Source organism: Amycolatopsis sp. NPDC043885, assembly GCF_056435685.1.
On the sequence record NZ_JBWKEA010000011.1, the window covers coordinates 237,465 to 262,922 of the forward strand.

Annotated in this window: 21 protein-coding genes; 7 read left to right on the forward strand and 14 right to left on the reverse strand. The window is 70.0% G+C overall.

Annotated features, from left to right (window positions below):
• Positions 1-340: 340 nt before the first annotated feature.
• Positions 341-1,918, reverse strand: a complete 1,578-nt coding sequence (locus tag AC069I_RS28595; RefSeq protein WP_478266800.1) for a tannase/feruloyl esterase family alpha/beta hydrolase — start codon at positions 1,916-1,918, stop codon at positions 341-343.
• Between the two features lie 135 nt (positions 1,919-2,053).
• Between AC069I_RS28595 and AC069I_RS28600 the strand changes: the two genes are divergently transcribed.
• The gene (locus AC069I_RS28600; RefSeq protein ID WP_478266801.1) at positions 2,054-4,765 is read left to right on the forward strand and encodes a helix-turn-helix transcriptional regulator; all 2,712 of its coding nucleotides are present in this window, start codon (positions 2,054-2,056) and stop codon (positions 4,763-4,765) included.
• Positions 4,766-4,967: 202 nt separating this feature from the next.
• Here AC069I_RS28600 and AC069I_RS28605 read toward each other — a convergent pair whose 3' ends face one another.
• A complete protein-coding gene (locus AC069I_RS28605; RefSeq protein ID WP_478235861.1) occupies positions 4,968-5,399 on the reverse strand; it encodes an organic hydroperoxide resistance protein in 432 nt (143 codons plus the stop codon).
• A gap of 138 nt (positions 5,400-5,537) precedes the next feature.
• Between AC069I_RS28605 and AC069I_RS28610 the strand changes: the two genes are divergently transcribed.
• Positions 5,538-7,103, forward strand: coding sequence for a BTAD domain-containing putative transcriptional regulator (locus AC069I_RS28610; RefSeq protein ID WP_478266802.1), 1,566 nt, complete (start codon positions 5,538-5,540; stop codon positions 7,101-7,103).
• On the opposite strand, the gene AC069I_RS28615 is transcribed toward AC069I_RS28610, so the two are convergent.
• The 6 genes from AC069I_RS28615 to AC069I_RS28640 form a co-directional block, all read right to left on the reverse strand.
• Complete coding sequence (locus AC069I_RS28615) at positions 7,104-8,702, reverse strand: glycoside hydrolase family 13 protein (RefSeq protein ID WP_478266803.1); 1,599 nt, start codon at positions 8,700-8,702, stop codon at positions 7,104-7,106.
• A gap of 50 nt (positions 8,703-8,752) precedes the next feature.
• Positions 8,753-9,622 (reverse strand): carbohydrate ABC transporter permease, encoded by an 870-nt coding sequence (locus AC069I_RS28620; RefSeq protein WP_478229886.1) that lies wholly within the window; start codon positions 9,620-9,622, stop codon positions 8,753-8,755.
• The gene (locus tag AC069I_RS28625) at positions 9,619-10,593 is read right to left on the reverse strand and encodes a carbohydrate ABC transporter permease (protein WP_478229885.1); all 975 of its coding nucleotides are present in this window, start codon (positions 10,591-10,593) and stop codon (positions 9,619-9,621) included. Before AC069I_RS28625 ends, AC069I_RS28620 begins: the two co-directional genes overlap by 4 nt.
• Entirely contained in the window at positions 10,571-11,944 is a 1,374-nt protein-coding gene (locus AC069I_RS28630) for an ABC transporter substrate-binding protein (protein WP_478229884.1), read from the reverse strand. Before AC069I_RS28630 ends, AC069I_RS28625 begins: the two co-directional genes overlap by 23 nt.
• 303 nt (positions 11,945-12,247) lie before the next feature.
• Positions 12,248-13,252 carry a LacI family DNA-binding transcriptional regulator gene (locus tag AC069I_RS28635; protein WP_340682345.1) on the reverse strand — a complete coding sequence of 335 codons (1,005 nt, stop codon included), beginning with the start codon at positions 13,250-13,252 and terminating at the stop codon, positions 12,248-12,250.
• 32 nt (positions 13,253-13,284) lie between these two features.
• Positions 13,285-14,481, reverse strand: a complete 1,197-nt coding sequence (locus AC069I_RS28640) for an MFS transporter (RefSeq protein WP_478266804.1) — start codon at positions 14,479-14,481, stop codon at positions 13,285-13,287.
• A 57-nt stretch (positions 14,482-14,538) separates the two neighbouring features.
• On the opposite strand from AC069I_RS28640, the gene AC069I_RS28645 reads away from it, so the two are divergent.
• Positions 14,539-15,084, forward strand: a complete 546-nt coding sequence (locus AC069I_RS28645; RefSeq protein ID WP_478266805.1) for a hypothetical protein — start codon at positions 14,539-14,541, stop codon at positions 15,082-15,084.
• Between the two features lie 113 nt (positions 15,085-15,197).
• Complete coding sequence (locus AC069I_RS28650) at positions 15,198-16,583, forward strand: PepSY-associated TM helix domain-containing protein (protein WP_478266806.1); 1,386 nt, start codon at positions 15,198-15,200, stop codon at positions 16,581-16,583.
• Here the strand turns inward: AC069I_RS28650 and AC069I_RS28655 are convergent.
• Positions 16,573-17,469: an SDR family NAD(P)-dependent oxidoreductase gene (locus tag AC069I_RS28655; protein ID WP_478266807.1), complete on the reverse strand. Its 897-nt coding sequence runs from the start codon at positions 17,467-17,469 to the stop codon at positions 16,573-16,575. The genes AC069I_RS28650 and AC069I_RS28655 overlap by 11 nt on opposite strands.
• A 79-nt stretch (positions 17,470-17,548) precedes the next feature.
• Between AC069I_RS28655 and AC069I_RS28660 the strand changes: the two genes are divergently transcribed.
• Complete coding sequence (locus tag AC069I_RS28660) at positions 17,549-18,130, forward strand: TetR/AcrR family transcriptional regulator (protein WP_478266808.1); 582 nt, start codon at positions 17,549-17,551, stop codon at positions 18,128-18,130.
• 299 nt (positions 18,131-18,429) lie between these two features.
• On the opposite strand, the gene AC069I_RS28665 is transcribed toward AC069I_RS28660, so the two are convergent.
• From AC069I_RS28665 to AC069I_RS28680, 4 genes are all read right to left on the reverse strand, one after another.
• Positions 18,430-18,906: a hypothetical protein gene (locus AC069I_RS28665; RefSeq protein ID WP_478235871.1), complete on the reverse strand. Its 477-nt coding sequence runs from the start codon at positions 18,904-18,906 to the stop codon at positions 18,430-18,432.
• Positions 18,907-19,084: 178 nt separating this feature from the next.
• Complete coding sequence (locus tag AC069I_RS28670) at positions 19,085-20,260, reverse strand: 4-hydroxybenzoate 3-monooxygenase (protein WP_478235872.1); 1,176 nt, start codon at positions 20,258-20,260, stop codon at positions 19,085-19,087.
• 32 nt (positions 20,261-20,292) lie between these two features.
• Complete coding sequence (locus AC069I_RS28675) at positions 20,293-21,063, reverse strand: IclR family transcriptional regulator (RefSeq protein WP_478229876.1); 771 nt, start codon at positions 21,061-21,063, stop codon at positions 20,293-20,295.
• Between the two features lie 12 nt (positions 21,064-21,075).
• The gene (locus AC069I_RS28680) at positions 21,076-22,314 is read right to left on the reverse strand and encodes an ArsB/NhaD family transporter (protein WP_478266809.1); all 1,239 of its coding nucleotides are present in this window, start codon (positions 22,312-22,314) and stop codon (positions 21,076-21,078) included.
• A gap of 71 nt (positions 22,315-22,385) precedes the next feature.
• Between AC069I_RS28680 and AC069I_RS28685 the strand changes: the two genes are divergently transcribed.
• Positions 22,386-23,609 carry an FAD-binding protein gene (locus AC069I_RS28685; protein WP_478229874.1) on the forward strand — a complete coding sequence of 408 codons (1,224 nt, stop codon included), beginning with the start codon at positions 22,386-22,388 and terminating at the stop codon, positions 23,607-23,609.
• Here the strand turns inward: AC069I_RS28685 and AC069I_RS28690 are convergent.
• Complete coding sequence (locus AC069I_RS28690) at positions 23,606-23,956, reverse strand: hypothetical protein (protein ID WP_410647831.1); 351 nt, start codon at positions 23,954-23,956, stop codon at positions 23,606-23,608. The two genes, AC069I_RS28685 and AC069I_RS28690, sit on opposite strands and share 4 nt — an antisense overlap.
• A 111-nt stretch (positions 23,957-24,067) precedes the next feature.
• On the opposite strand from AC069I_RS28690, the gene AC069I_RS28695 reads away from it, so the two are divergent.
• On the forward strand, positions 24,068-25,234 hold the full coding sequence (locus AC069I_RS28695; RefSeq protein WP_478229873.1) for an aminotransferase-like domain-containing protein: 1,167 nt from the start codon (positions 24,068-24,070) through the stop codon (positions 25,232-25,234).
• The last annotated feature ends 224 nt before the right edge of the window (positions 25,235-25,458 follow it).

Consider the following 25,458-nt stretch of genomic DNA (forward strand, 5'->3'; position numbering starts at 1 on the left):
CCTCGAAACGGGCGGGGGAGGGGATTCGTCCCCGACCGTACGAGGCGGATCACGCAACTGGTACATACCATTTGGGTCATATCGCCCGGCTGGAACGCGGGGTGATATGGCGGTGATCCGTGCTGACACGCGTGGCGATTCCGTTGCGGTGCAACGGTTCAGCCGCTGCCGGTGGAAAGGCGGCACCGACGTTTGAGGCGCTTCGCCGCAATGTCCACTGTCGTCCATACCGTACTTTTGAGGGGTAGGGCAAAGGGGACGGCGGAACTTCTCACAGTGTGGGGAAGTGCCCGTCGTGCCGGAGGGGGCGACGGCACGACGGGCACTGGTGTGCGGGGCCTCAGTGGCCGGTGCAGCGGTAGCTCGTGGCCACCGCGGGATCACCGTGGCCGCGGTATCGCGAGACCTGCGGATACGGGCAGAGATCACGGGTGACGGTCTTGTCGCCGTTCGCCGCGGGCAGGGTCGACGGCACCTTGCCGTGTTCGACCCAGTCGACGAGCGCGCCCAGCGCGTTCGTCGGCGCGGCACCCGCGCCACCGGAGCAGTGCGCGACACCCGGCGCGAGGAACAGCCGGTAGAAGTCGTTGACCCGCTTCGGGCCGCCCATCTCACGCTCGACCTCGCGGCGGTACTGCAGCGTGCCGCCCGGCGGGATCAGCTGGTCGTCGGTGCCGACGAAGGTGATCAGCTTGCCGCCCGCCCGGCGGAACGCCGACAGATCGGGGTCCGAGGTCCCGATGATGTCGTCGTACTCCCGCACCGACTGGCGGAACAGGTCGGCGAACTGGCGATAGGTGAGCGTCTCCGTGTCGAATCCGGGCTGCTTCTTCAGGAACGTCCGCACCCAGCCCGTGGCCACCGGGAAGCCGGGAGCGGTCGTCACCGGGCCGAAGTCGGCGCCTTTGGGAAGGCCGGCCCAGAGCCGTCGTCCGTGCTCGTCGGACGGCCCGGCCCAGATCTTCCGGACGACTTCGGCGTCCGCCGCGGTGACGGTGACCTCCCTGTCGCCGCAGAGCACCTCCGTGCCGACGAGCGATCGAGGGTCGTAGCCGCATTCGTCCGGCCGGTCCACGATGCCGTCGGTGACTCCGTCCCGGCCGTCGCAGGCCTTGATCGCCGCCTGCTGGAAGGCGGTGAAGACACAGGTCGCCGGGAAGGTCTTCTCCTGGTTCATCACGACTCGCGGCCAGAGGGTCGCGACCGCGAACTCCGCCCAGTGCACGGCGGGAGCGTTCGCCAGGACGCCGTCGAAGTCTCCCGGGTACCGCTGCGCTTCGGAGTAACCCTGACGGCCTCCTGTCGAGCATCCGTTCCAGTACGAGTAGCCGACTTCCCGCTGGTAGAACTTCTGCGTCACGTCCTTGCCGATGAGGGCCGCTTCGTGCACGGAACGGGTCGCGAAGTTCGTCACCAGGGGCTTGTCGATCTCGCCCTGGGGAGTGAGTGCCCATGAGGTGTCGAGGAACGTCAGTGGAACGCCGGCGTCGGTCGTCACGCCGCTGTAGCCGTCCTTGACGGCCTGGATCAGCGGGGCACCGAAGTCACCGGCGGTGTAGGCGCTGCCGCCGACCGCCTGGAGCCTGCCCGTCCACCCGGTCCGCGGCAGTGCGACGGCGACCTTGACATGGTCACCCGCCTTGCCGTGGGTCAGGGTGACGGTGATTTCGCAGTACGCGGGCACGTCCGCGATCGCGGACGGAGCCGAGAACGGGGTGGGCGGGAACGTGACGGTCCCGCCAGGCTTCTGCTCAGCCTCGACCGACTCGATTCGCGTGCCCTCGGGCGCCGAGACGGGGACCGCCGAGCACGACGTCGCCGCCGCTTCGGCGGGCGCCGTCTGCGTGACCGAGGTCAGCACGAGCGGCAGCAGGGCGGCCAGCGGCGCCACCGCCAGGAACAACTTCTTGCGTCTCATCACCTTCCCGAAGCTAGGCCGATCGTGTCGACACGCCGTCTACATCCTGTGGACGCCGTCGGGGAGTCCTAACCGGACCGTTTGGGTATCGTCGGACGGGCGGCCGCCCACGGCCGAGGGGAGGAATGCCGCACCATGCCGCTTTTCGGACGGGAAGCCGAGCTGAAGGACCTGGCTGAGCTCGTCGACGGGCCCGCCGCGGGTTGCGGTGGTGTCCTCGTCCAGGGCGAACCGGGTATCGGCAAGTCCGCCGTCGTGGCGGAGGCGGTGGCCGCCGCGACGGTCGGGGGCCTGCGGGTGTTGCGCACGACCGGCGTCGAGGCCGAACGGAACTACGCGTACGCCGCCCTGCACCAGCTGCTCCATCCGATCCGGGCCGGTGCCGACACCCTGCCCGCGCCGCAGCGTTCCGCGCTCTGGGCGGCGCTGGGGCTCGCCGAAGCGGGCGAGCCCAACGCGTACCTGGTCGGGCTCGCCGCGTTGACGCTGCTTTCGGACGAAGCGGCGGCCAAGCCGTTGCTGATCGTCGCCGAGGACGTCCACTGGATGGACCGCGAGAGCGCCGACGCGCTCGCGTTCGTCGCCAGGCGGATCGAGACGGAGCCGATCGTGCTGATCGCGACCGTCCGGGACGGGGAGCCGTCGCCGCTGCGCGACGCGGGACTGTCCTCAATGGACCTGGAGCGCCTTCCCGGCGACGTGGCGGCCGAGTTGCTCGACTCCGTCGCTCCCGGACTCTCCTCGCCGGTCCGGTCCAGGGTGCTCGCCGAAGCCGCCGGGAATCCGCTGGCCCTGACCGAGTTGCCGTCGGCCGTGACCGAGGCGCCCGGGCCCGTGCTGCCGCTGACCGAACGGCTCGAGCGGACGTTCGGGGACCGGTTCACCGCGCTGCCGGAACCGGCCCGGACGACTTCGCTGGTCGCCGCGCTCAACGAGACCGGCTCGCTCGCCGAGACACTCGCGGCGGCAGGCGCGTTGCTGGGTGAGGACGTCGAGCCGTCGGCACTGGCACCGGCCGCCGATGCCCGGTTGATCGACCTCGAAGCGCGGGCGGTCTCGTTCCGGCATCCGCTGATGCGCTCGGCGATCCCGGCTTCGGTGCCGTTCGAGGAACTGCGCCGCGCGCACCTGAGCCTCGCCGACGTCTTCCGCGGGCGGCCGGATCGCAGCGCTTGGCATCGGGCGGCCGCCGCGACCGGCGCCGACGAGGACGTGGCCCGGGAGCTGGAGCACGCCGCCGATCGCGCCCGGCACCGCGGCGGAGCGACGGCCGCCGTCGCGGCGCTGGAGCAAGCGGCGCTGGTGAGCGGCGATCCGGAACGGCGGGCGGACAGGTTGCTGCGCGCTGCCGAGCTGGCCGTCGACTCCGGCGGTCGCGAGACCGCGGAACGGCTCGTCCGGGACGCCCGCACGGGAGAACTCACGCCGCGGCAACGAGCGACGGCGAGCTGGTTGCTCAGCGGGTTCGAGGACGGTGTCCGCGAGGACCTGTCGCGGATCGCGGAACTGGCGCGGCTGGCCGAATCGGTCGCGGAGGACGGACAGCCGGATCCGGCGATGCGTGTCCTGTGGGGTGCCGCGATGCGCTGTTTCTGGGCCGAACCCGGTGAAGACACGCGGCGAACGCTGCTGGCCGTCGCGGACCGCCTCCCGGTCGAGAACTCGGACCCGCGCCTGGTCGCCGTCGCCGCCTACGTGGCGCCGTTCGACCGGGCCGGATCGGTGCTCGCCGAGCTGCGCGAACTCGCCGCCGTCACCGGTGCCGATCCCGAGGTCGACCGTTTTCTCGGCAGCGCGTCGCTGCAGGTCGGCGCGGTCGATCTGGCGGCCCGGTTCTCGGCGGCCGCGGCGCCGGGGCTGCGGGCACAGGGCAGGCTAGGCCTGCTGCCGCGAGCGCTGGCGGTCCAGGCGTGGAGCCGGGTCCGGCTCGGCGACCTCGCCGCGGCCGTGCCGGCCGCGGCGGAAGCGGCCAAATTCGCCAAGGAGACAGGGCAACCGTTCATGTACGGCCTCGCCACCGCCGTACAGGCCGAGATCGCCGCGCTGCGGGGTGAACACAAACAGGCCAAGGCCCTTGCCGACGAGGCCGAGCGGACCGCGCTCGCCGCCGGTGCCCGTCCGGTGCTGGCGACCGTGCAGCTCGCCAGAGGGATCACCGCGTCGAGCGAGGGCCGCTTCGACGACGCTTTCGCCGATCTGCGGCGCCTGTTCGACCCCGCCGATCCCGCCTTCCAACTGGCGCTGCGCGTCTACTTCGTCGCGGAACTCACCGAGGTCGCGATCCGGGCGGGTCAGGTCGAGGCCCTGCGCGAGATCGTCGCGGAGATGGAACAGCTCGCACTGGTCACCCCGGCACCCGCGTTGCACGTCGGCTTGCGCTTCGCCCGCGCCGTGCTCGAACCGAGCGACGAACTGTTCGGGACCGCACTGCGGGCGGAGCTGGACGGCTGGCCCGCCGAACGCGGTCGGCTGCACCTGGCCTACGGCGAATGGCTACGGCGGCAGCGGCGCGCCGTGGACTCACGGGCGCACCTGCGCACAGCGCGGGAGACGTTCGACGCGCTCGGCATGACCGCGTGGGCCGAACGCGCGCGTCGTGAACTCCGCAGCGCCGGGGAGTCCAGCCCCAACCGTGGTCCCGACGCGCGGGAGAAACTGACCCCGCACGAGCTGAGCATCGTGCAGCTGGCCGCGGAGGGCCTGACGAACCGGGAGATCGGGCAGCGCCTCTACCTGTCGCACCGGACGGTCGGCACGCACCTGCACCGGATCTTCCCCAAGCTTGGGGTGAAGTCCCGGGCGGAGCTCAAGGGTGCGTTGGGGCTCGTGAGTGGCAAGGACGGTTAGTGCCAAGGGTGTCTTAGGTACCTACCGGATGTGGTGGCAGTTGGTCGCAGGTCCGTGAAGGCCTCCTTGCCTACTCTGAAGGTAGGGAAGGAGGCCTTCACGGACACCAGAACGCCGGCAACGGCACGTTAAGGCTGGTCCAGTTCCCTCGTGAGTGGCAAGGACGGTTAGAACCGTCCTTGCCACTCACGAGCCAGAGGGCTCACGCGACCGTCGCGTCCAACGTCACTTCCACGTTCCCCCGCGTCGCCTTGGAGTAAGGGCACACCTGGTGCGCGCCCTGGACCAGCTCGTCGGCGGTGGCCTGGTCGATGCCGGTGGCCTCCAGGTGCAGCGCGGCGCTCAGGTGGAACTCACCCGCTTCGGTGTCGTGATGCAGCGTCACTTCGGCGACGACGGCGAGGTCCTCCAGCTTGACCTTCTTGACGCCCGCGACGCGGCGGACGGCGCCCACGAAGCACGACGCCCAGCCCGCGGCGAACAGCTGCTCGGGGTTCGTGCCGTCGCCGGAGCCGCCGAAGGCCTTGGGGACGGCGAGGCCGACGTCGAGCACGCCGTCGGCGGAGGTCGCCCGGCCGCCGTTGCGGCCTTCCGCGGTCGAAGTGGCGACGGCGGTGTACGTGGTTTCAGACATGCCGAAACCGTAGGAAGCCCGACCTGACGGCGGCGCCCGTCGGATGACGTCATTGCTGTACGTCATGGGTGGACGACGTACGCCGATGACGTCGTCCGACGCTCGCGGCCGTCGCGCGCGCTCGCCTACTTTCCGCTCATGTCCAGCCTGCCGCAGGAAGTCCGGTACCGCTTCACCGTGCTCGGCCCGCCCGGCTTCACCAGCGGTGGCACCCGGCTCGACCTCGGCTCGCCGCAGCAGCAGGCGGTCTTGATGCTGTTGCTGGCCAACGCGGGCAGTTTCGTCCGGACCGGTGAGCTGATCGACGGGCTCTGGGGCGAGCGGGCGCCTGCCACCGGTGAGGCCGTCATCCGCACCTACATCTCCCGACTCCGGCGGCTGCTCTCCTTGCAGGGCTTGGGCTCGGCGATCGTCTCGCGGTCCGGCGGTTACCGGCTGGCCCCGGATCGTTTCGAGGTGGACGCCGTCGAATTCGCCGGGCTGATCGAGAGTGCGCGACAGGCGCACAACGTGGACACGGCGGCGAAGCTGCTGGAACGCGCGCTCGGTCTCTGGACCGGAACGGCGCTGGCCGGCGTCCCCGGCGAAGCGGCCGAACAGGAACGTGCGCGCCTGGAGCGACTGAAACTGACCGCGACCCAGGAACTGCTCCGGCTGCGCCTCGAACTCGGGGAACACGACGAGGTGATGGCCGAGGTACCCGTGCTGATCGAGCGGAACCGCCTCGAGGAACCGCTGTACGAGATCTATCTTCTCGCCCTTCATCGCGGCGGGCGCCGGGCCGAGGCGCTCGAACTCTACCGCTCGATCCACGAGCTGTTCGACGAAGAACTCGGGGTTCGGCCGGGGCCGAAACTGCGGGCGTTGCACGAGAAGGTGCTTCGGGCCGAGGACGATCCGGTGCCCACGCGTCGTGACTCGGCACCGCTGTTCGTCGGACGCGAGCGCGAACGCGCGGAATTCCGGCGGCTGCTCGCGAGGGACCCGGCCGACGGTGCCGAGGTTCTGTTCCTCACCGGACCGCCCGGCATCGGGAAATCGACCTTGCTGCGGACGTTCGCCGACGACGCGGCGGCCATGGGCAAGCCCGTGCGGCTGTTCGACGGGCTCGGCGATCCGGCGGGCGTCCTGCGCCGCCTGCCCGACGGCGCCACGGTCGTGATCGCGGGCAGGGCCGGGCCGGACGCCAGGCTGCTGGTCGATCCGGCGTGGGCGGGAAGGCTCCGGATCCGGAAACTCGAAGCGTTGAGCGAGGCCGAGTCCGTGGCGCTACTCGAAGCACGCGGTGTCGCGCCCGCGCTCCGGATGTCCATTGTGGACTTCGCGGCGGGCAACCCGTTCGCGCTTTCGCTGGCCGCCGAGATCAGCAGGTCACCGCGGCCCGACGCGGAGCGCTTCGTGGTGGACACGGTTTACGCGCAGCTGGCCGGTGATCCGCCGACGGAGGCACATCGGTGGGCGTTGTACGTGTGCGCGCAAGCGGACCACACCACCGAAGACCTACTCCGGTCCGTGCTGCCGGGAGGACGGTCGTCGGAGCTGTTCGACTGGCTCCGCGACCACCCCTGCGTCGAGACCACCACCCACGGCCTCGTCCTCGGCGGTGTGCTCCGCGAGGTGCTCGACAGGCACCTCCGATGGCGTGACCCGGCGGGCCGCGCACGGATGCGCGGCCGGATCAGCCGGGTCACGACCGGTCGTTGATCAGGTGAGCAGCCACACCGCCGTGTCCGTCGGGAGTTCACCCTCGACGGGGCCACTGGCCATGAGCACTTCGCGGTGCGGCGGCAACGCCACCGGCTTGTCCGAGAAGTTCAGCACGAACGTGAAGCCCGGCTCCCGGGTGAACGCGAGCACGCCGTCGCCCAGCGCCAGCCACTCCAGGTCGCCGGGGCCCAGCGCGGGAAGTTCGTTCCGCAAGCGCAAACCGGCGCGGTAGAGCCGGAGCATCGACCCGGGTTCGGCCGCCTGCGCCTCCGCCGTACTGGAGCGCCATTCCCCGGGCTGGGGCAGCCACGTCCCACCGGTGCCGAAACCGAACGGCGGCGCGTCACCGGACCAGGGGAGCGGGACCCGGCAGCCGTCCCGGCCGGGATCGGCGCCGTTCGTCCGGGTCCACACCGGATCCTGGCGCAGTCCGTCCGGGATGTCCTCGATCTCCCATAGCCCGAGCTCCTCTCCTTGGTAGACGTACAGACCACCGGGCAGCGCCATGGTCAGCAACGCGGCCGCCCGCGCCCGCCTGGTCCCGAGTTCTCGGTCCACCGGGGTGCCGTGCAGCCGGTCGGCGAACGCGAAGCCGGTGTCACCTTGGCGGCCGTACCGGGTGACGTGCCGGGTGACGTCGTGGTTCGACAGCACCCAGGCCGCGGGCGCGCCGACCTCCTCGTGTGCCGCCAGCGTCCGCTCGATGACGTCCCGGAAACGCGCGGAATCCCACGGGCACACCAGGAAATCGAAGTTGAACGCCGCGTGCAGCTCGTCGCGGCGGAGGTACCGCGCGGCCCGCGACATGTCCGGCAGCCACATCTCACCGACCATCACCCGGTCGCCGGGGTAGCTGTCGGCGATCTTGCGCCACGACCGGTAGATCTCGTGCAGCCCCTCCTGATCGGAGAACGGCGTCTCGTCGCCGGGATCGACGTCGGGCAGCCGCGGGTCCTTCACCAGCCCGTCGGCGACGTCGATGCGGAAACCGTCGACGCCGCGGTCGAACCAGAACCGCAGCACGTCCTCGAAATCGGCGCGGATGTCCTGGTTGTCCCAGTTGAAGTCCGGCTGGCGTGAGCTGTACAGGTGCAGATACCACTCGCCGTCCGGGACCCGTGTCCACGCGGAGCCGCCGAAGCGCGACTTCCAGTTGTTCGGCGGCTCGGAGCCGTCCGGCCCGCGACCCGGCCGGAACCAGAACCGTTGCCGCTCCGGTGATCCCGGCTCCGCCGCGAGTGCGTCGGAGAACCAGCGGTGCTCGTCGGAGCAGTGGTTCGGCACGATGTCGATGATCACGCGGATCCCCTTGGCGTGGGCCGCGGCGATCAGGTCCTCCGCTTCGGCGAGCGTGCCGAAGAGCGGGTCGATCTCCCGGAAGTCGGCGACGTCGTAGCCGCCGTCGTCCATCGGCGACGGATACCACGGGGTGAACCAGATCGCGTCGATCCCCAGCTCGGCCAGGTAGTCCAGCCGCGCGCGGACGCCGGCGAGATCGCCGACGCCGTCGCCGTTCCCGTCGGCGAAACTGCGGATGTAGACCTGGTAGATCGCCGCGCTCCGCCACCATCCGGCGGACTGCCCCAATGCGGTCACGGAAATGCCCTCCTCAGTCGTACGTGGATACCCCGAATGCGGCGAAGAATTCAGCCCTTGAGGCTGCCGGCGGTGAGCCCGGCGAGAATATGCCGCTGGAACGCCAGGAACAGCGCCACCATCGGCAGACTGGCCAGCACCATGCCCGCGACGAGCACGTTCAGCGGCATGTCGATGGCCACCCGCTGCAGCATCACCGACAGCGTCTGCTTTTCGGTGTCCGGGAACACCAGCAGCGGCCAGATGAAGTCCTTCCACGCGGCCACCACCGCGAGGATCGAGACCACGGCCAGGATCGGCCGGGAGATCGGCAGGATGATGCGCCACAGCGTGCGCACCGGTCCCGCGCCGTCGAGGCGCGCGGCCTCGATCAGCTCGTCCGGGATCTGGTCGAAGAACCGTTTCAGCAGGTAGATGTTGAACGCGTTGGCGGCGGCGGGAAGCCAGACCGCCGCCGGCGAGTTGATCAGGTTGACGTTCAGCAGCGGCAGGTCGGTGATCGTCACGTAGGTGGGCACCAGCAGCGCCGCCGCCGGCAGCATCAACGTCACGAGCATCAGCCCGAGCACGACGTTGCCGAACTTCGGCCGCAGCTTCGACAACGCGAACGCCGCGGGGACGTCGATCGCCAGCTGGGCCAGCCAGGCGCCGCCCGCGACGATGACGGTGTTGAGGAAGTACTTGCCGAGACTCAGCTGGTCCCACGCGTCGGCGAAGGTCTCCGGATGCCACTCGTCCGGGATGAACGTCGCCGGCGTCTGCGCCAGTTCTTGCGGTGACTTCATCGCGCCGGTCACCGCCCAGTACAGCGGGAACAGGAACGCGATGACGAACAGGAGCAGGGTGCAGCCGAAGATCACGGCGTACCCGATCTTGCCGCCGGGACTGCGGAGCGTGCTGGGGGAGACGAGCGTCCTCATGACTGATCCGCCTTCCGGGTCAGGCGCACGTACAACGCGGAGAACACCCCGAGCGCGACGAACAGGAGCAGGCTCAACGCGCTCGCCGAGCCGAAGTCGTTGTAGACGAAGGCGTAGCGGTACAGCAGCAGGAGCACGGTGACGGTCGAGTCGTCCGGTCCGCCGCCGGTCATCACGTACGGCTCGGTGAACACCTGCATGGTCGCGACGACCTGCAGCAACAGGAGCACCAGCAACACGAACCGGGTCTGCGGCAGCGTGACATGGATCAGGCGTTTCCACAGCCCGGCGCCGTCCAGCTCCGCGGCTTCGTAGAGCTCACCGGGGATGGTGCCGAGCGCGGCGAGGTAGATCAGCGTGGTGCTGCCCATGTTCGCCCACGTCGACACGAACACCAGCGACAACATCGACGTGTCGCTCGAGTCGAGCCACTGGCCGCCGGGCAGGCCCACGGCGCCGAGCGCGGAGTTGAACAGGCCGGCGCCCGGGTCGTAGAACCACTTCCACATCAGGGCGGTGACCACCGGCGGCAGCATCACCGGCAGGTAGACCGCGAGCCGGAAGAACGCCTTGGCGTGCCGCAGTTCGTTGAGCAGCACCGCGGTCACGAACGGCACCACGAACCCGAAGACTAGGGCGAGCACGGTGAACAACAGCGTGTTACGCCAGGCGATGCCGAACAGCGGGTCTTCGAACAGGCGGGTGAAGTTGTCGAAGCCGACCCACGTCGGCGGGTTGACGAAGTCGACCTGCTGGAAGCTCAGCAGGACCCCGCGCACGATCGGGTACCAGGAGAACAGGGCGAACACCACGAGCGCGGCGCACAACAGGCCGTACGCGGTGAGATTCTCCTTGAGCTTGCGGCGCGACCGGTTCCGGCGGCGTTCGGCGGCCGAAGCCACCGGGCGACCGGCCCGCGACGACGCTGTCGCGGGCCAGTCGAGAACGCTACTTGACCTGGGCGAGGACACTGTTGACCTTCGACACGGCCGACGACAGCTGCTGATCGATGTTCGCGTTCCGATCGGTGAGCACCGCCTGCATCACGCTGTCGAGAATGGCGTAGACCTGCTGCGCGTTCGGCGGTTCGATACTGCCCTTGATCCGCGAACCGGCGTCCACATAGGACTGGTAGTTCTCGGCGGGAACGTTGGCGTGCTTGGCTTTAATCGCGAGCTGCTGGTCGCGGACCGCGCCCTGCCAGACGTCCGGGGTCGGCTCGGCGGGCAGCCCCACCGGCTGTTTGCCGTCGACGTACTGCTGGACGTGCTTCTCGAAGCGCTCCGGGTTGAGGTACTTCCAGCGGACCCATTCCAGACCTGCCTTGATCTTCTCCGGCGAGGCCTTGGGGTTGATCATGTAGCCCTCGCCGCCGAGCAGCGTGCCCTGCCCGCCCGGCATCCCGGCGACGCCGTAGTCCTCGTACTTGCCGTTGAACTGCTTGACCAGCACCGGGACGTTGTCCGGTGCGGCCATGTACATGCCGAGCTGGCCCGCGCCCATCATGCGCTGGACGTCCTGTGCTTCGAGGAGCTGCTTGCTGCCCATGGTGTCGTCGTCCCACCGCATGGCGCGCAGCTGGTTCAGGGCGGCCTTGGCCTTGTCGTTGTCGAACGCGGCGACCCATTTGTCGCCGTCCTTGCGGGCGACCTCGCTGCCCATCGAGTAGAGCCAGGCGGTCAGATGCCAGCCGCCCTGGTTGTTCTTGCTGTAGTCGGCGTACCCGACCGTGCCGTTGCCCAGCGCGGCGATCTTCTTCGCGGCGTCGCGGACTTCGTCCCAGGTCTGCGGCGGTTTGTTCGGGTCCAGCCCTGCTTTCTGGAACAGCGGGCGGCTGTAGACCAGGCCCATGCTGTAGTTCATCGTCGGCAGGCCGTAGAGCTTGCCGTCGGCGTCCCGGAAGTTGTCCAGTAATTCCGGTTTGATGTCGCCGAAGTTCTTCAGGCCCTTGGCCGCTTCGGTGATGTCGGCGGCCTGGCGGCGCGTGATGATCTGCGCCGGGTCGGTGAAGTAGACGTAGTAGACGTCTTCGAGCTGCCCGCCGGCGAGCTTGGCGGAGAACGTCTTCGGATCCATGAACCCTTCGTGGGGCTCGATGTCGATGTCCGGGTGGGTCTCCTCGAACTCCTTGACGTCGGCGTCGAACACGCCGCGCTCGAACGGCTGGCTGGTCGGGGGCTGGCCGGTCACGGTGATCTTGACCTTGCCCCCGGTGCTTTCACCGGAACCGGAACCGCAGGCGGCCACCCCCAGGATGAGTCCGCCCGCGAGGAGCAGGCAGAACATCCGGCGGCGCACGGTGGGGGACCAAGTGCTGCTCATCTTCAAGCCTCATCTCGGGATCGCGACGGCTGTCACGTGATTGCGGTCACTCTAAAGTGAAGCCCCGGATCTACGCAATAACTGGATGAGAACTTGCAACTTTCCGACATCCCTCGTCGCCGAGTGCCCCAAGCGCGTGAAGGCCCCCTTCCCCTTGGCTGAGTCGAGGGGAAGGGGGCCTTCATGTACTTCACCGAACACGCGTGCTTGGAGCCGGAACTCGCGTGCCTGAAGGCGGAACTCTCACATCCGCCCTCAAGCACGCGTGATCCGGCTCCAGGCACACGTGTTCCGGGAGAGAGGCTAGATACGGCGGGCGGTGGAGCCCCGGACGACGAGTTCGGGGGCGAACAGCAGTTCCTCGGCCGCCACCTCGCCGCCGTTTATGCGCTTGACCAGCAGTTCCACCACGGCGCGGCCCATCGCCTCGATCGGCTGGCGGGTCGTGGTCAGCGGCGGATCGGTGCAGTTCATCAGGGCCGAATCGTCGTAGCCGACCACCGAGACGTCTTCGGGAACCGACAGGCCCTGCCGCCGGGCCGCGCGGATCGCGCCCAGTGCCAGGAGATCGCTCGCGCACAGGACGGCCGTCGCGCCGCGCGGGTACAGCCTGGCCGCGGCGGCGTGCCCGCCTTCGATGGAGAACATGCCGTGTTCGACGAGTTCGTCCAGGACCGGGAGCCCGAGTTTCGCCGCGTAGGCGCGGAACGCCTCGAGTTTGCGCCGCGACGGCACGTGGTCGTTCGGGCCGAGGACGAGGCCGATCTTCTCATGCCCGAGTGAGCTCAGGTGGCCGACGACCTGCTCGACGGCGACCGCGTCGTCGCACGAGATCTGCGGCAGTCCGAGGTGGTCGACGGCGGCGTTGATCAGCACCGTCGGCAGGCGGCGCTCGGCGAGATGGTGGTAGTGGGAGTGCACCGCGTCGGCCTGGGCGTAGAGCCCGCCGGCGAACACGACACCGGAAACCTGCTGTTGCAGCAGCAGTTCGACGTACTCGGCTTCGGAGACGCCGCCCGCGGTGCGGGTGCACAGCACCGGGGTGAAGCCCTGCTGGGCGAGTGCGTTGCCCATGATCTCGGCCAGCGCGGGGAAGATGGGGTTCTGGAGTTCGGGAAGGACCAGTCCGACCAGTCGGGCACGATCTCCGCGCAGCTGGGTCGGTCGTTCGTAGCCCATCACGTCCAGCGCGGTGAGGACGGCGGCCCGGGTGCTGGCGGAGACCCCGGACCGGCCGTTGAGCACCCGGCTGACCGTGGCTTCACTGACCCCGACCTTGCGGGCGACTTCGGCAAGACGACGCGTCATGGTTGCAACATTACCGCAAGCGAGCGCAAAAACTAGACACTCTTGATCGGTGCGGTTGCCCGAAAGTCACGCGAGGAAGGCACGAGGGCGGCGGCCGCGGGCGCGGCGAAGCAGACGACCGCGCACGCCGCCAGCACCGGCTCCGCCCCGAACCGGTCGATCGCGGGGGCGATGAGCGCGAGCCCGGCGGGCGCCAGTCCATAGGAGAACAGGAAGTCCAAAGAGGACACGCGCGCGAGCTTCCCCGGCTCGACCTCCCGCTGGGTCGCGGTGAACCACGGGACGTTGAACAGTTCGATGCCCAGCCCGGCGACCGCGTAGGCGGCGATGACGAAGGCCGGGTGCACCGGGAACAGCAGGCTCAGTGGCGCGAAGCCGTAGCAGCCGAGCCCGAGCAGCGCCGCCCGGCCCTGCCGTTTCGGTCGCCAGCGCGCGATGACGACGGCGCCCGCGAGGGCGCCGACGGTGTACGCGGTGAGCCCGGCGGCCAGGACGGCTTCGGTGTCGTAGCGGTCGCGGCTGACCAACGGCAGTACGACGCCGGTGGCGGAATAGCCGGTCGCGATCACGGCGGTCAGCGCGCCGAGCCCGGCCAGGAACCACGGATGACGGCGAGCTTCGCGGAGACCGTCGGCGAACTCGCCGAAGAAGCGGACCCTGGTCGTGGCCGGGGCGGGCGCGAAAGTGCCTCGCGGCGGGATCATCGCCGCGCCCAGCCACAGCACTCCGGTCCCGATCACCAGGGCCGGCGTGGAGGCGAACTGCGAGAGCAAGGCGGTGAGCCCGGGGGCGACCAGGGTCGTGACCCGGACGGCGAGCGTCATCGCGGCGTTGGCCTGCTGGCGCCGGTCTTCGGCGATCACTTCGGCGGTCAGCGCCTGGAACGCCGGGCGGCACGCGCCCTGCCCGATGCCGACGACGGCGGCCGCGACGGCCATCACCACGACCGATCGGCCCATACCGACCGCGATCAGGGGAGTGGCGGCACCCGCGACGAAACCGGCCCAGAGCACGACCCCGCGCCGTGAGTACCGGTCGGCCAGTACGCCCGCCACCGGTACGGCCACGAGGAATCCCGCGGTCCGCGCGGCGAGCACGATGCCGAGGTCCACAGCCGAAAGCGACCGTTCCAGCACCGCGAGTCCGAGGATGAACGGCAGGGCCCAGGTCGCCAGCCCGGAGGCGGTGTTCCCGGTCCAGAGCCGGAGGAACGACAGGCTGCGGAACACCGGGGTGACGATAGCAAGGAGAGACAGCAGGCCCTTTCGCGCTCTACTCTGCCTCCCGTGCGCACGCCGACCTCGGACCGAGGCCCGGCCAGGCGCCTCCGCGGCGGGGCCGTGGGGGTCCTGACCGGCACTTTGGCGACCGGTGCGCACGCCGGGACCAGCGGACGCGTCCCCGACCTCGGCGTGGTCGTGCTGCTCGTCGTCCTGCTGAGCTGGGTGGCGCACGCGTTCGCGGGACGCCGTCGCGGTCCGCTCGCCATCCTCGGCCTGGTGGCGGGCGGGCAACTGGCGATGCACGCCTGCCTGACCTTCCTGACCTGGCAGTCGCACGCCCACCACGCCGAGGGCCCCGGCAACGGCCTGGCCATGGCGGCCGGGCACGCCGCGGCGACCCTTGTGGTGGCGATGGTGCTCGCGGGCGCCGAGCGCGTCCTGTTCGCGCTCACGGCGTTGATCGCTTCGGTCCTTCCACGCCGTCTGACACCGCGGCTGGCGACGGCGCCGCTGCGGATCCACGTCCCGCTCGTGGTGAAGTTCCCCGCGACCGAGGCGCTCCTGCGAGACGTGCTTTCCCGGCGCGGCCCGCCGGTGACGTTCGCCTGATCCCCGAAACCCTGCCGAGACCCCTGTCGCGGCAGGGCTCAGCACGCGTGCCGTGATCACACCGGCGCGCGGCGCAGGCGCACGCCTCCCCACCGACGCCTCAGGAGTCCCCCATGGCAACGCGAATCGAATCGACCACGAGCCCGCCGCGCGCGTCCGGCTGGCGCGGACTGTTCCTCCGTCTCCACTTCTACGCCGGCGTTCTCGTCGGCCCGTTCGTCCTCATCGCCGCGCTCACCGGCGTTCTGTACGCGGCGACTCCGCAGATGGAGTCCTGGATCTACGCCGATCAGCTCCGGGCACCCGTCGGGCTGAACCAGGTCTCACTCTCCGACCAGGTCAAAGCGGCACAAGCCGCGAACCCCGGCGGTGACCTGGTCGCCATCCGGCCCGCTCCCGAACCGGGCGACACCACCCGCGTGCTCTTCGCCGAGGACGGGCTCGGCGAGTCCGAACGACGCGCGATCTTCGTCGACCCCGCCACCGCGCAGGTGCGCGGGGATCTCGTCGCGTACGGCTCGAGCGGCGCCTTGCCGTTCCGGACCACGCTCGACCAGTTGCACCGCAACCTGCTTCTCGGTGAGCCAGGACGGCTCTACAGCGAACTGGCCGCGTCCTGGCTGTGGGTGGTCGCGCTGGGCGGTCTCGTGCTGTGGGTGAGCCGCCGCCGCGCCCGCCGGAACGAGAAGAGCGAATCCGCGCGCGGGAAGTCGGTGCGCCGTCACGGATCTGTTGGCCTGTGGGTGCTGCTCGGCGCGCTGTTCCTTTCCGCGACAGGGCTGACGTGGTCGGCGTACGCGGGCGAGAACGTCTCGGCGCTGCGTGAATCCCTCGGCTGGGCCACCCCGGCGTTGAAGGTGGCCGGCGCCGGCGAGCACGCCGGCCACGCCGGGCACTCGGGTCACGGTGAAGCGCCCGCCGCGAAACCCGAGAGCGTGGACGCGATGCTCGCGTCGGCCCGTGCCGCCGGGATCGACGCGCCGTCGGTGGAGATCGGGCTGCCCGCGGAACCCGGCGCTCCGTGGCAGGTGGCGGAAGTCGAGCGCGGCTGGCCGACGCAGGTCGACGCCGTCGCGGTCGACGGGACCACCGGGCAGATCCTGGGCGAGGTGCGGTTCGCCGACTACCCGCTGATGGCCAAGCTCGCCCGCTGGGGGATCGACGCGCATATGGGCGTGCTGTTCGGCTGGCCCAACCAGCTCGTGCTGCTCCTGCTCGGCGCCGGTCTGGTCACGCTGGTCGTGCTCGGCTACCGCATGTGGTGGCGGCGTCGGCCGACCCGCGCCACCGGGCTGACCTTCGGGCGGCCCATCCCGCGCGGTCAGTGGCGCAAGGCGCCGCTCGCCTTGGTGGTGGGTCTTCTCGTCCTCGCGGCCGCGATCGGCTGGTTCGTGCCGCTGTTCGGGATCAGCCTGCTGGCGTTCCTGGTGATCGACCTGCTGCTGGGCCTGCGGTCCCGTGGCCGGTCCACACCGGACTCGACCGACGTCACCGGGTGAGTTCCGCGCTCGCCGCCCACAACCGGGCGGCGAGCGCGGTGTCGGCGAGTTTCCCGCGGACCGGTTCCCGGCGGGGTTCGCCGCGCAGGCCGAACAGCCGGGGGCCGAACATCTCGCCGCCGCGCACGGCGGGATCGAGGACAGCGCGGACAGCGGGCCAGGCTCCGGCTTCCTTGCCCTGCAACAGAAGCCCGGCCGGGAACTTCCGCCCGGCCGGTGCCGCGTGCACCGGCCGCGTCGGGGTCAGGGAATCGAGCGCGCCACCGGGATGGTCGACGACACTCAGTACCGGGCTGCCTGCCGCGCGCAGCCGCCTGTCGAGTTCGAAGGCGAACAGCATCTGGGCCAGCTTCGAGCGCGCATAAGTGCGTTTGGGCTGGTAGTCGCGTTTGCTCTGAAGATCGTCCAGGTCGAGTTCCGCCGACTTGCCCACGAAACTGCCCGTGGTGACGATGCGACCGGACTCCGCCGCTTCGAGCAGGGGCATCAGCCGGTGCACCAGCACGAAATGCCCGAGATGGTTGGTGGCGAAGGTCAGTTCGAGGCCATCGGCGGTCTCCTGCCTCGGCTGGTCCTCCAGGAGCACACCCGCGTTGCAGACGACGGCGTCCAGCCGTTCGGTCCCCAGAGTGTCCACAGAGGACTCGATGGACGAGAGGTCGGAAAGGTCTAGCCGCAGGTGCCCGAGTCTCGCGTCCGGAACCCGCGTGCGGATCGAGATCATCGCGGCATCGGCCTTGGCGGCGTTCCGGCTGCCGAGGAACACGGTCGCGCCGGATCCGGCGAGCTGTTCGGCGACGAAGTAGCCGATCCCCGCGTTGCCGCCGGTGACCAGGAAGGTCTTGCCGTCGGCGCGCGGCAAATGGTGGACGTCCCAGTGACCCATGACAGGCTCCTCAAAGTCAAATTCACTCCGAAGATACACTCATTACGATTTCGGAGTGACTTCGATATAAGGTGGTCGCGTGGAACGGACCGAGCCGGGCAGGCGTGAACGCAAGAAGGCGGCGACACGCCAAGCCCTGTCGAGGGCGGCCCGAGAGCTGTTCCTGGAACGGGGCTTCGACAACGTCACCGTCGCCGAGATCGCGGACACGGCGGACACGGCGGTGTCGACGCTCTTCGCGCACTTCCCTGGTGGCAAGGAGGCGCTGATCCTCGGAGACGGCCATGAACGCGAAGCGGCCTTGGCCGCCGCGGTGCGTGATCGGGCCGAGGGCACCTCGATCCTCGAGGCGTTGCGGGACTTCCTCGCGACCCGCGGCCCGTTCCATCCGGATCCGGACCCGCTGTCGCGCCGTGTCGCGGACCTGGTGATCGCCACCCCGGCGCTGCGTGCCTACGCCAGGGCGCTGTGGACGGGTTGCGAGAACGCGCTGACGAAGGTCATCGCCGAGGAATCGGGTCAGGACGACTTCTCCGTGCGGTTGCTGGCGCGTTATGTCCTGGAGGTGCCGGACCTGGCCGGAGTCGAGGCTGATCCGGCCGCGGCGCTGGACGCCGCTTTCGTCTTCCTGCGGCGAGGCTGGCCTGACCTGGAGCGATGAAGGGTCTGCTCTTGCGGCTGTCCGAGGTGGACGCCGACGGTCCGGGCCATCGCCTATTTCGATGAGCTCGTGGCCAGGCAAAGCCCGCCTTGCCGACTTGGTGCGCGCCACCGCGGCGCTCGCGGGCCGCGCCGGGACGGCGTCCAGGCGCCACTGCGGTTCGCCCGACGGCGACCCGGCGCTTCGTGCTGCTTCGGGACGGCGCGATGGCCACCGGCTGCCTGTCCGATCCCGAACCGATCTGTGAAACCTTCCGCGAGGGAGTCGAGGACCTTGCTGAGGCTTCACGTCGCCTCGCGCTAGCTCGGCGGCTGCTGAGCAGGCGGGTTCGGCGGTGTCTGGTCCGGCTGACCTGGCTGGGCGTAACCGGGCTGTGCGGCCGGGTATCCCGGCTGGGCGGCCATCGGGTAATGGACCGGCGGGACGAAGCCCGGCTGTTGCCGGGACGACCGGCCGCTCTTGACGACCGCGACCGCGACCAGCAGCCAGGACAGCAGTGAGGCGGAGTCGAACAGCAGGCCGATGACCAGGTAGATCGAGCGGATGCCATCGACGGACAGATTGCCGGACTCGCTCCAGTCCGGCACGTTCAGCGCCACGAACTGCCACACGATGCTCATCACCGTCGTGACGAGCATGACCGCGAAGGCGGCCACCATCAGGCCGGAGACTCCCCGGGCGCGTCCTTTGACCGAGACGATCAGACCGAGCAGGCCCACCGCGAGTTGCAACACCAGTGGGATGGTCTCGATGCTCGCGAACGCAAAGGGTGACATGTCTGCCTTCCTCAGGTCTCCGCCGGAGATCGGGGGCCGGCGACGCCGCGGAGATCCTATGCGGTGAGCCGCCGTCCGCGTGGCGGGTTTCGGGAAAACACAACGCCTTGCCGGCGGTCCCCGATGGGACCGCCGGTGCGTCAGGTACGCGCCGACGACCGTCAGCAGCCACCGATCTTCAGAACCCGATGGGCAGCCCCGCGTAGTTCTCAGCCAGGCCCGCCCGGCCCGCCTCGCTCCGCGCCAGCCACTGCAACTGCGAAAGCTGCAACTGCCGATCGAACGGGTCGCCGGACTGGTGCAGCATCGTCGTCATCCACCACGAGAAGTGCGTACACCGCCAGACCCGGCGCAGCGCGGTGTCGGAGTACGCGTCGGCGAGAGCGGAGTCCTTGTCCCGTACCAAAGCGGCCAGCGCGGGGGCGAGGAGGGCGACGTCGGCGACGGCGAGGTTGAGGCCCTTCGCGCCGGTGGGCGGCACGATATGGGCGGCGTCACCGGCGAGGAACAGGCGGCCGTGCCGCATGGGTTGCTGCACGAAACTGCGCATGGGCAGCACGCTCTTGTCCGTGATCGGCCCCGGCGTGAGCGTCCAGCCGTTCTGGCCGTGGCCGAGCCTGGTCGCGAGCGCTTCCCAGATCCGGTCGTCGGACCAGGCGCCGATGTCGGTGCCGTTGGGCACCTGCAGGTAGAGCCTGCTGACGCTGGCCGAGCGCATCGAATGCATGGCGAAACCGTCGGGATGCCACGCGTAGATGAGCTCGTCGGTCGAAGGGGCGACGTCGGCGAGCACGCCGAGCCACGAGTACGGGTAGGTGCGTTCCCAAGTCTGCTTCGCGGCGTCGGGGATCGCGGTGCGGCAGGGGCCGAAGGAGCCGTCGCAGCCGACTACGACGTCGGCGTCCAGCCGCTGCTGTGTGCCGTCCGCGTCGGTGAAAGTGACGTAGGGCCGCTCGGTCTCGATGTCGTGCACGGCGGTGCCGGTGACTTCGTAGTGGATCTGCTGCCCGGCAGTCGCACGCGCCTTGCCGAGGTCCTTCGTCACCTCGGTCTGGCCGTACACGGTGACGCTTCGGCCCACCAGGTCCACGAAGTCGAGGTGATGCCGTTCCTCGGGCCATTGCAGATGGATACCGCGGTGCTCGTCGCCTTCGCGATCGAGCCGGTCGCCGAGTCCTGTCTCACGAAGGAGGTCCACTGTGGACTGTTCGAGGATGCCCGCCCGGATCCGCGCTTCGACGTACTCGCGCGAGCGGGTCTCCACGATCACCGACTCGACCCCTGCGAGATCGAGCAGATGCGACAGGAGCAGTCCGGCCGGGCCGGCGCCGACGATGGCGACTGGGGTACGCATGACCGGAGTCTGATCGCGCGGCCGCGGAACCGCTAGCGGTCGCTTCCACTCAGTGAAACCCGCAGGCTCCGGCCGATGCCGGCGGCCGCGACCTGGAGTGCGGAGATCAGCCGGGCCCGGCCGCGGCTCAGATCCGGGACGACCAGGCCGAGCGCCGCGACGACGTCGCCACCCGACGGCCGGATCGGGACGGCGACCGAGCACGCGCCCCGGCTCATCTCCTCGACGGTCTGCGCGTAGCCCTCTCGCCGGACCCGCCGCAACTGCTCGCGCAGGCGGCCGGGCTGCGTGACGGTGTACGGCGTGACGCGGGTCAGCGAAGCGAGCACTTGCCGTTGAACCTCCTCCGGTGCCCAGGCCAGCAGGACCTTCCCGATCCCGGTGGCGTGCAGCGGCAGCCGTCCGCCGATCCGGCTGACCACCGGCACGGACGCGTTCCCGGAGAGCCGGTCGAGGTAGAGCACCTGGTCGCCGTCACGTTCGCCGAGGTGGACGGTGGCGCCGGTCGCGCCGTAGAGATCCTGGAGGAAGGGGGCGGCGACCTGCCGCAGTTCGAACTGGACGGGCGCGAGCAGCCCGAGGTCCCACAGCCGTCTCCCGACCGCGTACCGGTCCTCGCGCCGCTCCAGCGCACCCAGCCCGACGAGTTCGCGGGCGAGCCGGTGGGCGGTGGGCAGCGGCAGGCCGGCCCGCTGCGAGAGTTCGGTCAGCGACAGCTCACGATGGTCGACGTCGAAGGCGCCGAGCAGCGCGAACGCCCGCGACGTGACGCTGGCACCGGGGGTCGACAGGTTCCCGGGCATGCGCCCATCCTCTCACTGAGTGGAAGTCAAGACGAGCCCGAGCCACAGCCCGCCGACGGCGAGCACGATGGACACCGGGACCGTGAGCAGCCCGAGCCTGGTGAACTCGCCCAGCTCGGCGCGGGTGTCGTGCCGGTGCAAGATCCGCCGCCACAACAGCGTCGCCAGCGAACCGACGTAGGTCAGGTTCGGCCCGAGGTTGACCCCGATCAGCACGGCCAGCACCACCGGTGTCCCGCCGGCGGTGGCGAGCGGCAGCAGCACGAGCACGGCGGGCAGGTTGTTGATCAGGTTGGCGAGGACGGCCGCCACCGCGGCGGCGCCGAGCAGGGCGGGGAACGAGGTGGAAGACGGCACCAGGTGGCTGAGCGCCTCATCCAGTCCGTTGTCGACGACGGCGCGGACCACGATCGCCAGCGCGAGCACGAAAGCGACGAAGGGGATGCTCGCCGATCGCACGATCGCGGCGGGCGACGTCCTTCGCTGCGCGAGGGCACGGCAGGCCAGGACGGCGGCACCGGCGAACGCGGCCCACGCGGGGCTGACGTCCAGCAGGGACGCGACCACGAACCCGGCCAGCGTCAGGACGAGCACGACGAGGACGAACGCCGGGACTTTCCCGGCCGGGACCGCTTTTCCCCCTCGTGGCCGGGCCGCCAGGTCGGCGGCGAAGAACCGGCGGAACACCACGTATTCGGTGAGCACGGCCGCGAGCCAGGGCAAGGTCATCAGCGCGGTGAACCGCAGGAACGAGATCCCGGTCGCGGCGACGGCGAGCAGGTTGGTCAGATTGGACACCGGCAGCAGCAACGAGGCCGAGTTCGCCAGATGCGTACAGGCGTAGGCGTGCGGTTTGGCCCGCGCGCCCATCCGCGCGGCGGTGGCGAACACGACCGGGGTCAGCAGGACGACGGTGGCGTCCAGGCTGAGCACCACGGTGACCGCCGCGGCGACGACGAACACCGCCGGCAGCAGCCGTTGTGGCCGTCCCCGGCTGAACCGCGCCATGAGTGTCCCGGCCGCCTGGAACAGTCCTTCTTCGTCGCACAATTTGGCCAGGACGAGCACCGCGGCGAGGAAGGCGACGACCGGGGCGAGCCTGGTCACTTCGTCGAGGGCGTCGGGGAACGAGATCGCCCCGGCCGCCAGGACGATCCCGGCGGCGGGGACGGCCGCGACCGCCTCCGGGAGTCCGCGTGGCCGGATCACCGCGAAGGCCAGGACGACCAGCAAGAGCGCGATGGACACCATCTCGCCGGGAAAGCCTGTCAGTGCGAACCTCCTCCGGGTGAAGCCGACTCCGGCAATCTAGGCTGGGCCTGGTGCGAGAGACGAACTGGGCGGGAAATCAGAGCTTCACCGCGGAACGGATCTTCCGCCCGCGCACCGTCGATCAGATCCAGGACGTCGTGGCCGGAGCGGCCGCGGTCAGGGCTCTCGGCAGCGGGCACTGTTTCAACGACATCGCGGACTGTCCGGGTGGCGTCCTGCTCGATCTGTCCGCGCTCGACGGCGACGCCGTCCTCGACGCGGACTCGGCGACGGTCACGGTGCCCGCGGCGGCCCGCTACGGCGACATCGCCGTCCAGGTCCACGCTGCCGGGTTCGCGCTGGCCAACCTCGCTTCGCTGCCGCACTGTACGGTGGCGGGCACCGTCGCGACGGCGACCCACGGCTCCGGGCGGCGGAACCAGAGCCTGGCGTCGGCGGTGTCCGGTTTGGAGCTGGTGACCGCCGACGGTGGGCTGAAGACCTTCTCCCGGCACGACGGCGTGGTCGTCGGCCTCGGCGCGCTGGGTGTGGTGACCCGGCTGACCCTCGAGCTGGTCCCGTCGTTCGATCTCCGGCAAGACGTCTTCGACGGCCTTCCCTGGGAATCGGTGTACGAGCACTTCGACGAGATCCAGGACGCCGGTTACAGCGTCAGCCTGTTCACGAACTGGGCCCGCGACGAGGTCGACCAGGTCTGGGTCAAAGGATCGGGGCAACCGGGCGCGGACTTCTTCGGCGCGACGGCGGCGGACGGGCCACGGCATCCGGCCCACGCGGCGGGCATCCCGGCGGACAACTGCACGCGTCAGCTCGGCGTCACCGGGCCGTGGCACGAACGGATCCCGCATTTCCGCCTGGACTTCACGCCCAGCGTCGGGAACGAACTCCAGACCGAGTACTTCGTGCCCGTCCGGCACGCCGTCGCGGCAATGGAGGCGATGCGCGGACTCGGGCACCGGCTGGCGCCCGTCCTGCTCACCTCAGAGATCCGCACGGTCGCGGGGGACGACCTGTGGCTCAGCCCGTTCCACGGTGGAGGCCGGCTGGCGCTGCACTTCACGTGGCTGCCGGACGAGAAGGCGGTCCGCGAGCTGCTGCCCGTGATGGAGGAGCGGCTGGCACCGTTCGACGTCCGGCCGCACTGGGGAAAACTCTTCCACCGCGCGGCGGATTACCCGAAGCTGGCCGATTTCCGGGCGCTCGCCGGCGAACTGGACCCGGACGGCAAGTTCCGGAACCCGTTCGTCCGGCGGCACGTGTTCGGGGATGGCTAGTCCGATTGCGACCAAGCCGCGACGGGCAGTGAGAGGTACACGCCGACGTCGTCGATCCCGGTCGCGGATTCGATGCTCGTGCGCAGCAGGTCCACCCGCTCCTGGCGGTTGTCCGCCCGGCTCGGGAACCACTTCGACCTGACCTCCACCAGGAGGTCGAGTCCGAAGCGGTCGAACGGTCCCGGTGCGCGGAAACGCAGTTCGACGTCGCCGGGCTGGAGGTCGCCGTCGTAGGGCTCCTCGGGGCATTCCACCGCGACGGACACGAGATGCGGCAGAACCGAGCCGAGCTCACGCAGCTTGGCTTCGGGAAGATGGGGCGCGTAGGTGATTTCCACGAGAGGCACGAGCACAAGCTTAGGGCAGGCGAAACTGCTATCGTGGCGGCAGTTGCTTGCTCGCGCGGGAAGATCCCCGGCTGCTGCACTGGAGCCGCTCGTTTCTCCCGAGGAGCCTGCATGTCTCTTCCCCTCGCCCGTCGTATGGACGGCGTCACCAGTTCTCCCGTGCGCGACCTGCTCGCGCTCACCGCCCGCCCGGGCGTGATCTCGTTCGCCGGTGGGATGCCCGCACCGGAACTGTTCGATGTGGACGGCCTCCACGCCGCCTTCGACCGGGCACTCGCCGACAGGTCCGCGTTGCAGTATTCGCCCACCGAAGGGAATCCGCGGCTGCGCGAGCTGCTCGCGCAGCGGCTGTCCGGTCGTGGGGTCACGACCACTGTGGACGATCTGCTGATCACCACGGGTTCACAGCAGGGCCTGCAACTGCTGAGCACCGCGTTGCTCGACCCCGGCGCCACCGTGCTGGTGGAAGAACCGGTGTACCTGTCGGCGCTGCAATGCTTCCAGCTCGCTGAGGCACGTGTCGTGCCCGTTCCCGGCGACGCGGACGGGATCGATCCGGCCGCGCTGGACGAGATCGCGGCCAGGGAACGGCCGGCGCTGCTGTACCTCGTCCCGACGTTCTCGAATCCCTCCGGGCGCACGATCGGTCCGGAGCGACGCCGCGCGCTCGCGGAAGTGATCGCGCGTCACGGGTTCTGGCTCGTCGAGGACGATCCGTACCACGAGCTGCGCTATCGCGGCGAACGCGAGCAACCGCTGTCGGCCCGCCCCGAGCTCGCCGGGCGCACGATCTATCTCGGCACGTTCTCGAAGGTGATCGCGCCCGGGATGCGGCTGGGCTGGTTCCGGGCGCCGAGGGAACTGCTGCGCCGCGTCACGATCCTCAAGCAGGCGACGGATCTGCACAGCTCGACCGTCGACCAAGCGGCCGCGGCCGAGTATCTGGCCGTCGCGGATCTCGACGCGCACGTGCGGAAGCTGTGCGCGACGTACCGCGTGCGCCGTGACGCGATGCTGGCCGAACTGCCCGCGATCACCCCGCCCGGGACGACGTGGACCGACCCGGACGGCGGGATGTTCGTCTGGGTCACCCTTCCCGGCGGCGCGGACACGGACCGGCTGCTTCCCGAGGCGCTGCGGCAGGACGTCGCTTTCGTGCCCGGCTCGGCGTTCCAGGTGGGGGAGCCGGACCGCTCGGCGTTGCGGCTGTCGTTCGCCACCCACGCGCCGGAGACGATCGCCGAGGGATTGCGGCGGCTGGGCAAAGCCCTGTCGTAGTGAGGTCTCGAGCCGCTGCCGCGCTTCTCGGGGTAGTGAAGGGCCTCTTGCCTACTCTGAAGGTAGGGAAGGGGCCCTTCAGGACGCCGCCGGTGGTTCTTGGTGCCACACGGTCGCTTGGGTCTAGGGGGTCGTGGGGGGGGGTTTTGGTGGGGAACCCAAAAACCCCCCCCCCACCCCCCCCCCCACCCCCCCCCCCCTTTTTTCCCCCCCCAAAGTTTCCC

Coding starts and splice junctions, on each gene's coding strand:
- AC069I_RS28595 (WP_478266800.1), bottom strand. CDS start 1,918: ATGAGACGCAAGAAGTTGTTCCTGGCGGTGGCGCCGCTGGCCGCCCTG.
- AC069I_RS28600 (WP_478266801.1), top strand. CDS start 2,054: ATGCCGCTTTTCGGACGGGAAGCCGAGCTGAAGGACCTGGCTGAGCTC.
- AC069I_RS28605 (WP_478235861.1), bottom strand. CDS start 5,399: ATGTCTGAAACCACGTACACCGCCGTCGCCACTTCGACCGCGGAAGGC.
- AC069I_RS28610 (WP_478266802.1), top strand. CDS start 5,538: ATGTCCAGCCTGCCGCAGGAAGTCCGGTACCGCTTCACCGTGCTCGGC.
- AC069I_RS28620 (WP_478229886.1), bottom strand. CDS start 9,622: ATGAGGACGCTCGTCTCCCCCAGCACGCTCCGCAGTCCCGGCGGCAAG.
- AC069I_RS28630 (WP_478229884.1), bottom strand. CDS start 11,944: ATGAGCAGCACTTGGTCCCCCACCGTGCGCCGCCGGATGTTCTGCCTG.
- AC069I_RS28635 (WP_340682345.1), bottom strand. CDS start 13,252: ATGACGCGTCGTCTTGCCGAAGTCGCCCGCAAGGTCGGGGTCAGTGAA.
- AC069I_RS28650 (WP_478266806.1), top strand. CDS start 15,198: ATGGCAACGCGAATCGAATCGACCACGAGCCCGCCGCGCGCGTCCGGC.
- AC069I_RS28655 (WP_478266807.1), bottom strand. CDS start 17,469: ATGGGTCACTGGGACGTCCACCATTTGCCGCGCGCCGACGGCAAGACC.
- AC069I_RS28665 (WP_478235871.1), bottom strand. CDS start 18,906: ATGTCACCCTTTGCGTTCGCGAGCATCGAGACCATCCCACTGGTGTTG.
- AC069I_RS28670 (WP_478235872.1), bottom strand. CDS start 20,260: ATGCGTACCCCAGTCGCCATCGTCGGCGCCGGCCCGGCCGGACTGCTC.
- AC069I_RS28675 (WP_478229876.1), bottom strand. CDS start 21,063: ATGCCCGGGAACCTGTCGACCCCCGGTGCCAGCGTCACGTCGCGGGCG.
- AC069I_RS28680 (WP_478266809.1), bottom strand. CDS start 22,314: ATGGTGTCCATCGCGCTCTTGCTGGTCGTCCTGGCCTTCGCGGTGATC.
- AC069I_RS28695 (WP_478229873.1), top strand. CDS start 24,068: ATGTCTCTTCCCCTCGCCCGTCGTATGGACGGCGTCACCAGTTCTCCC.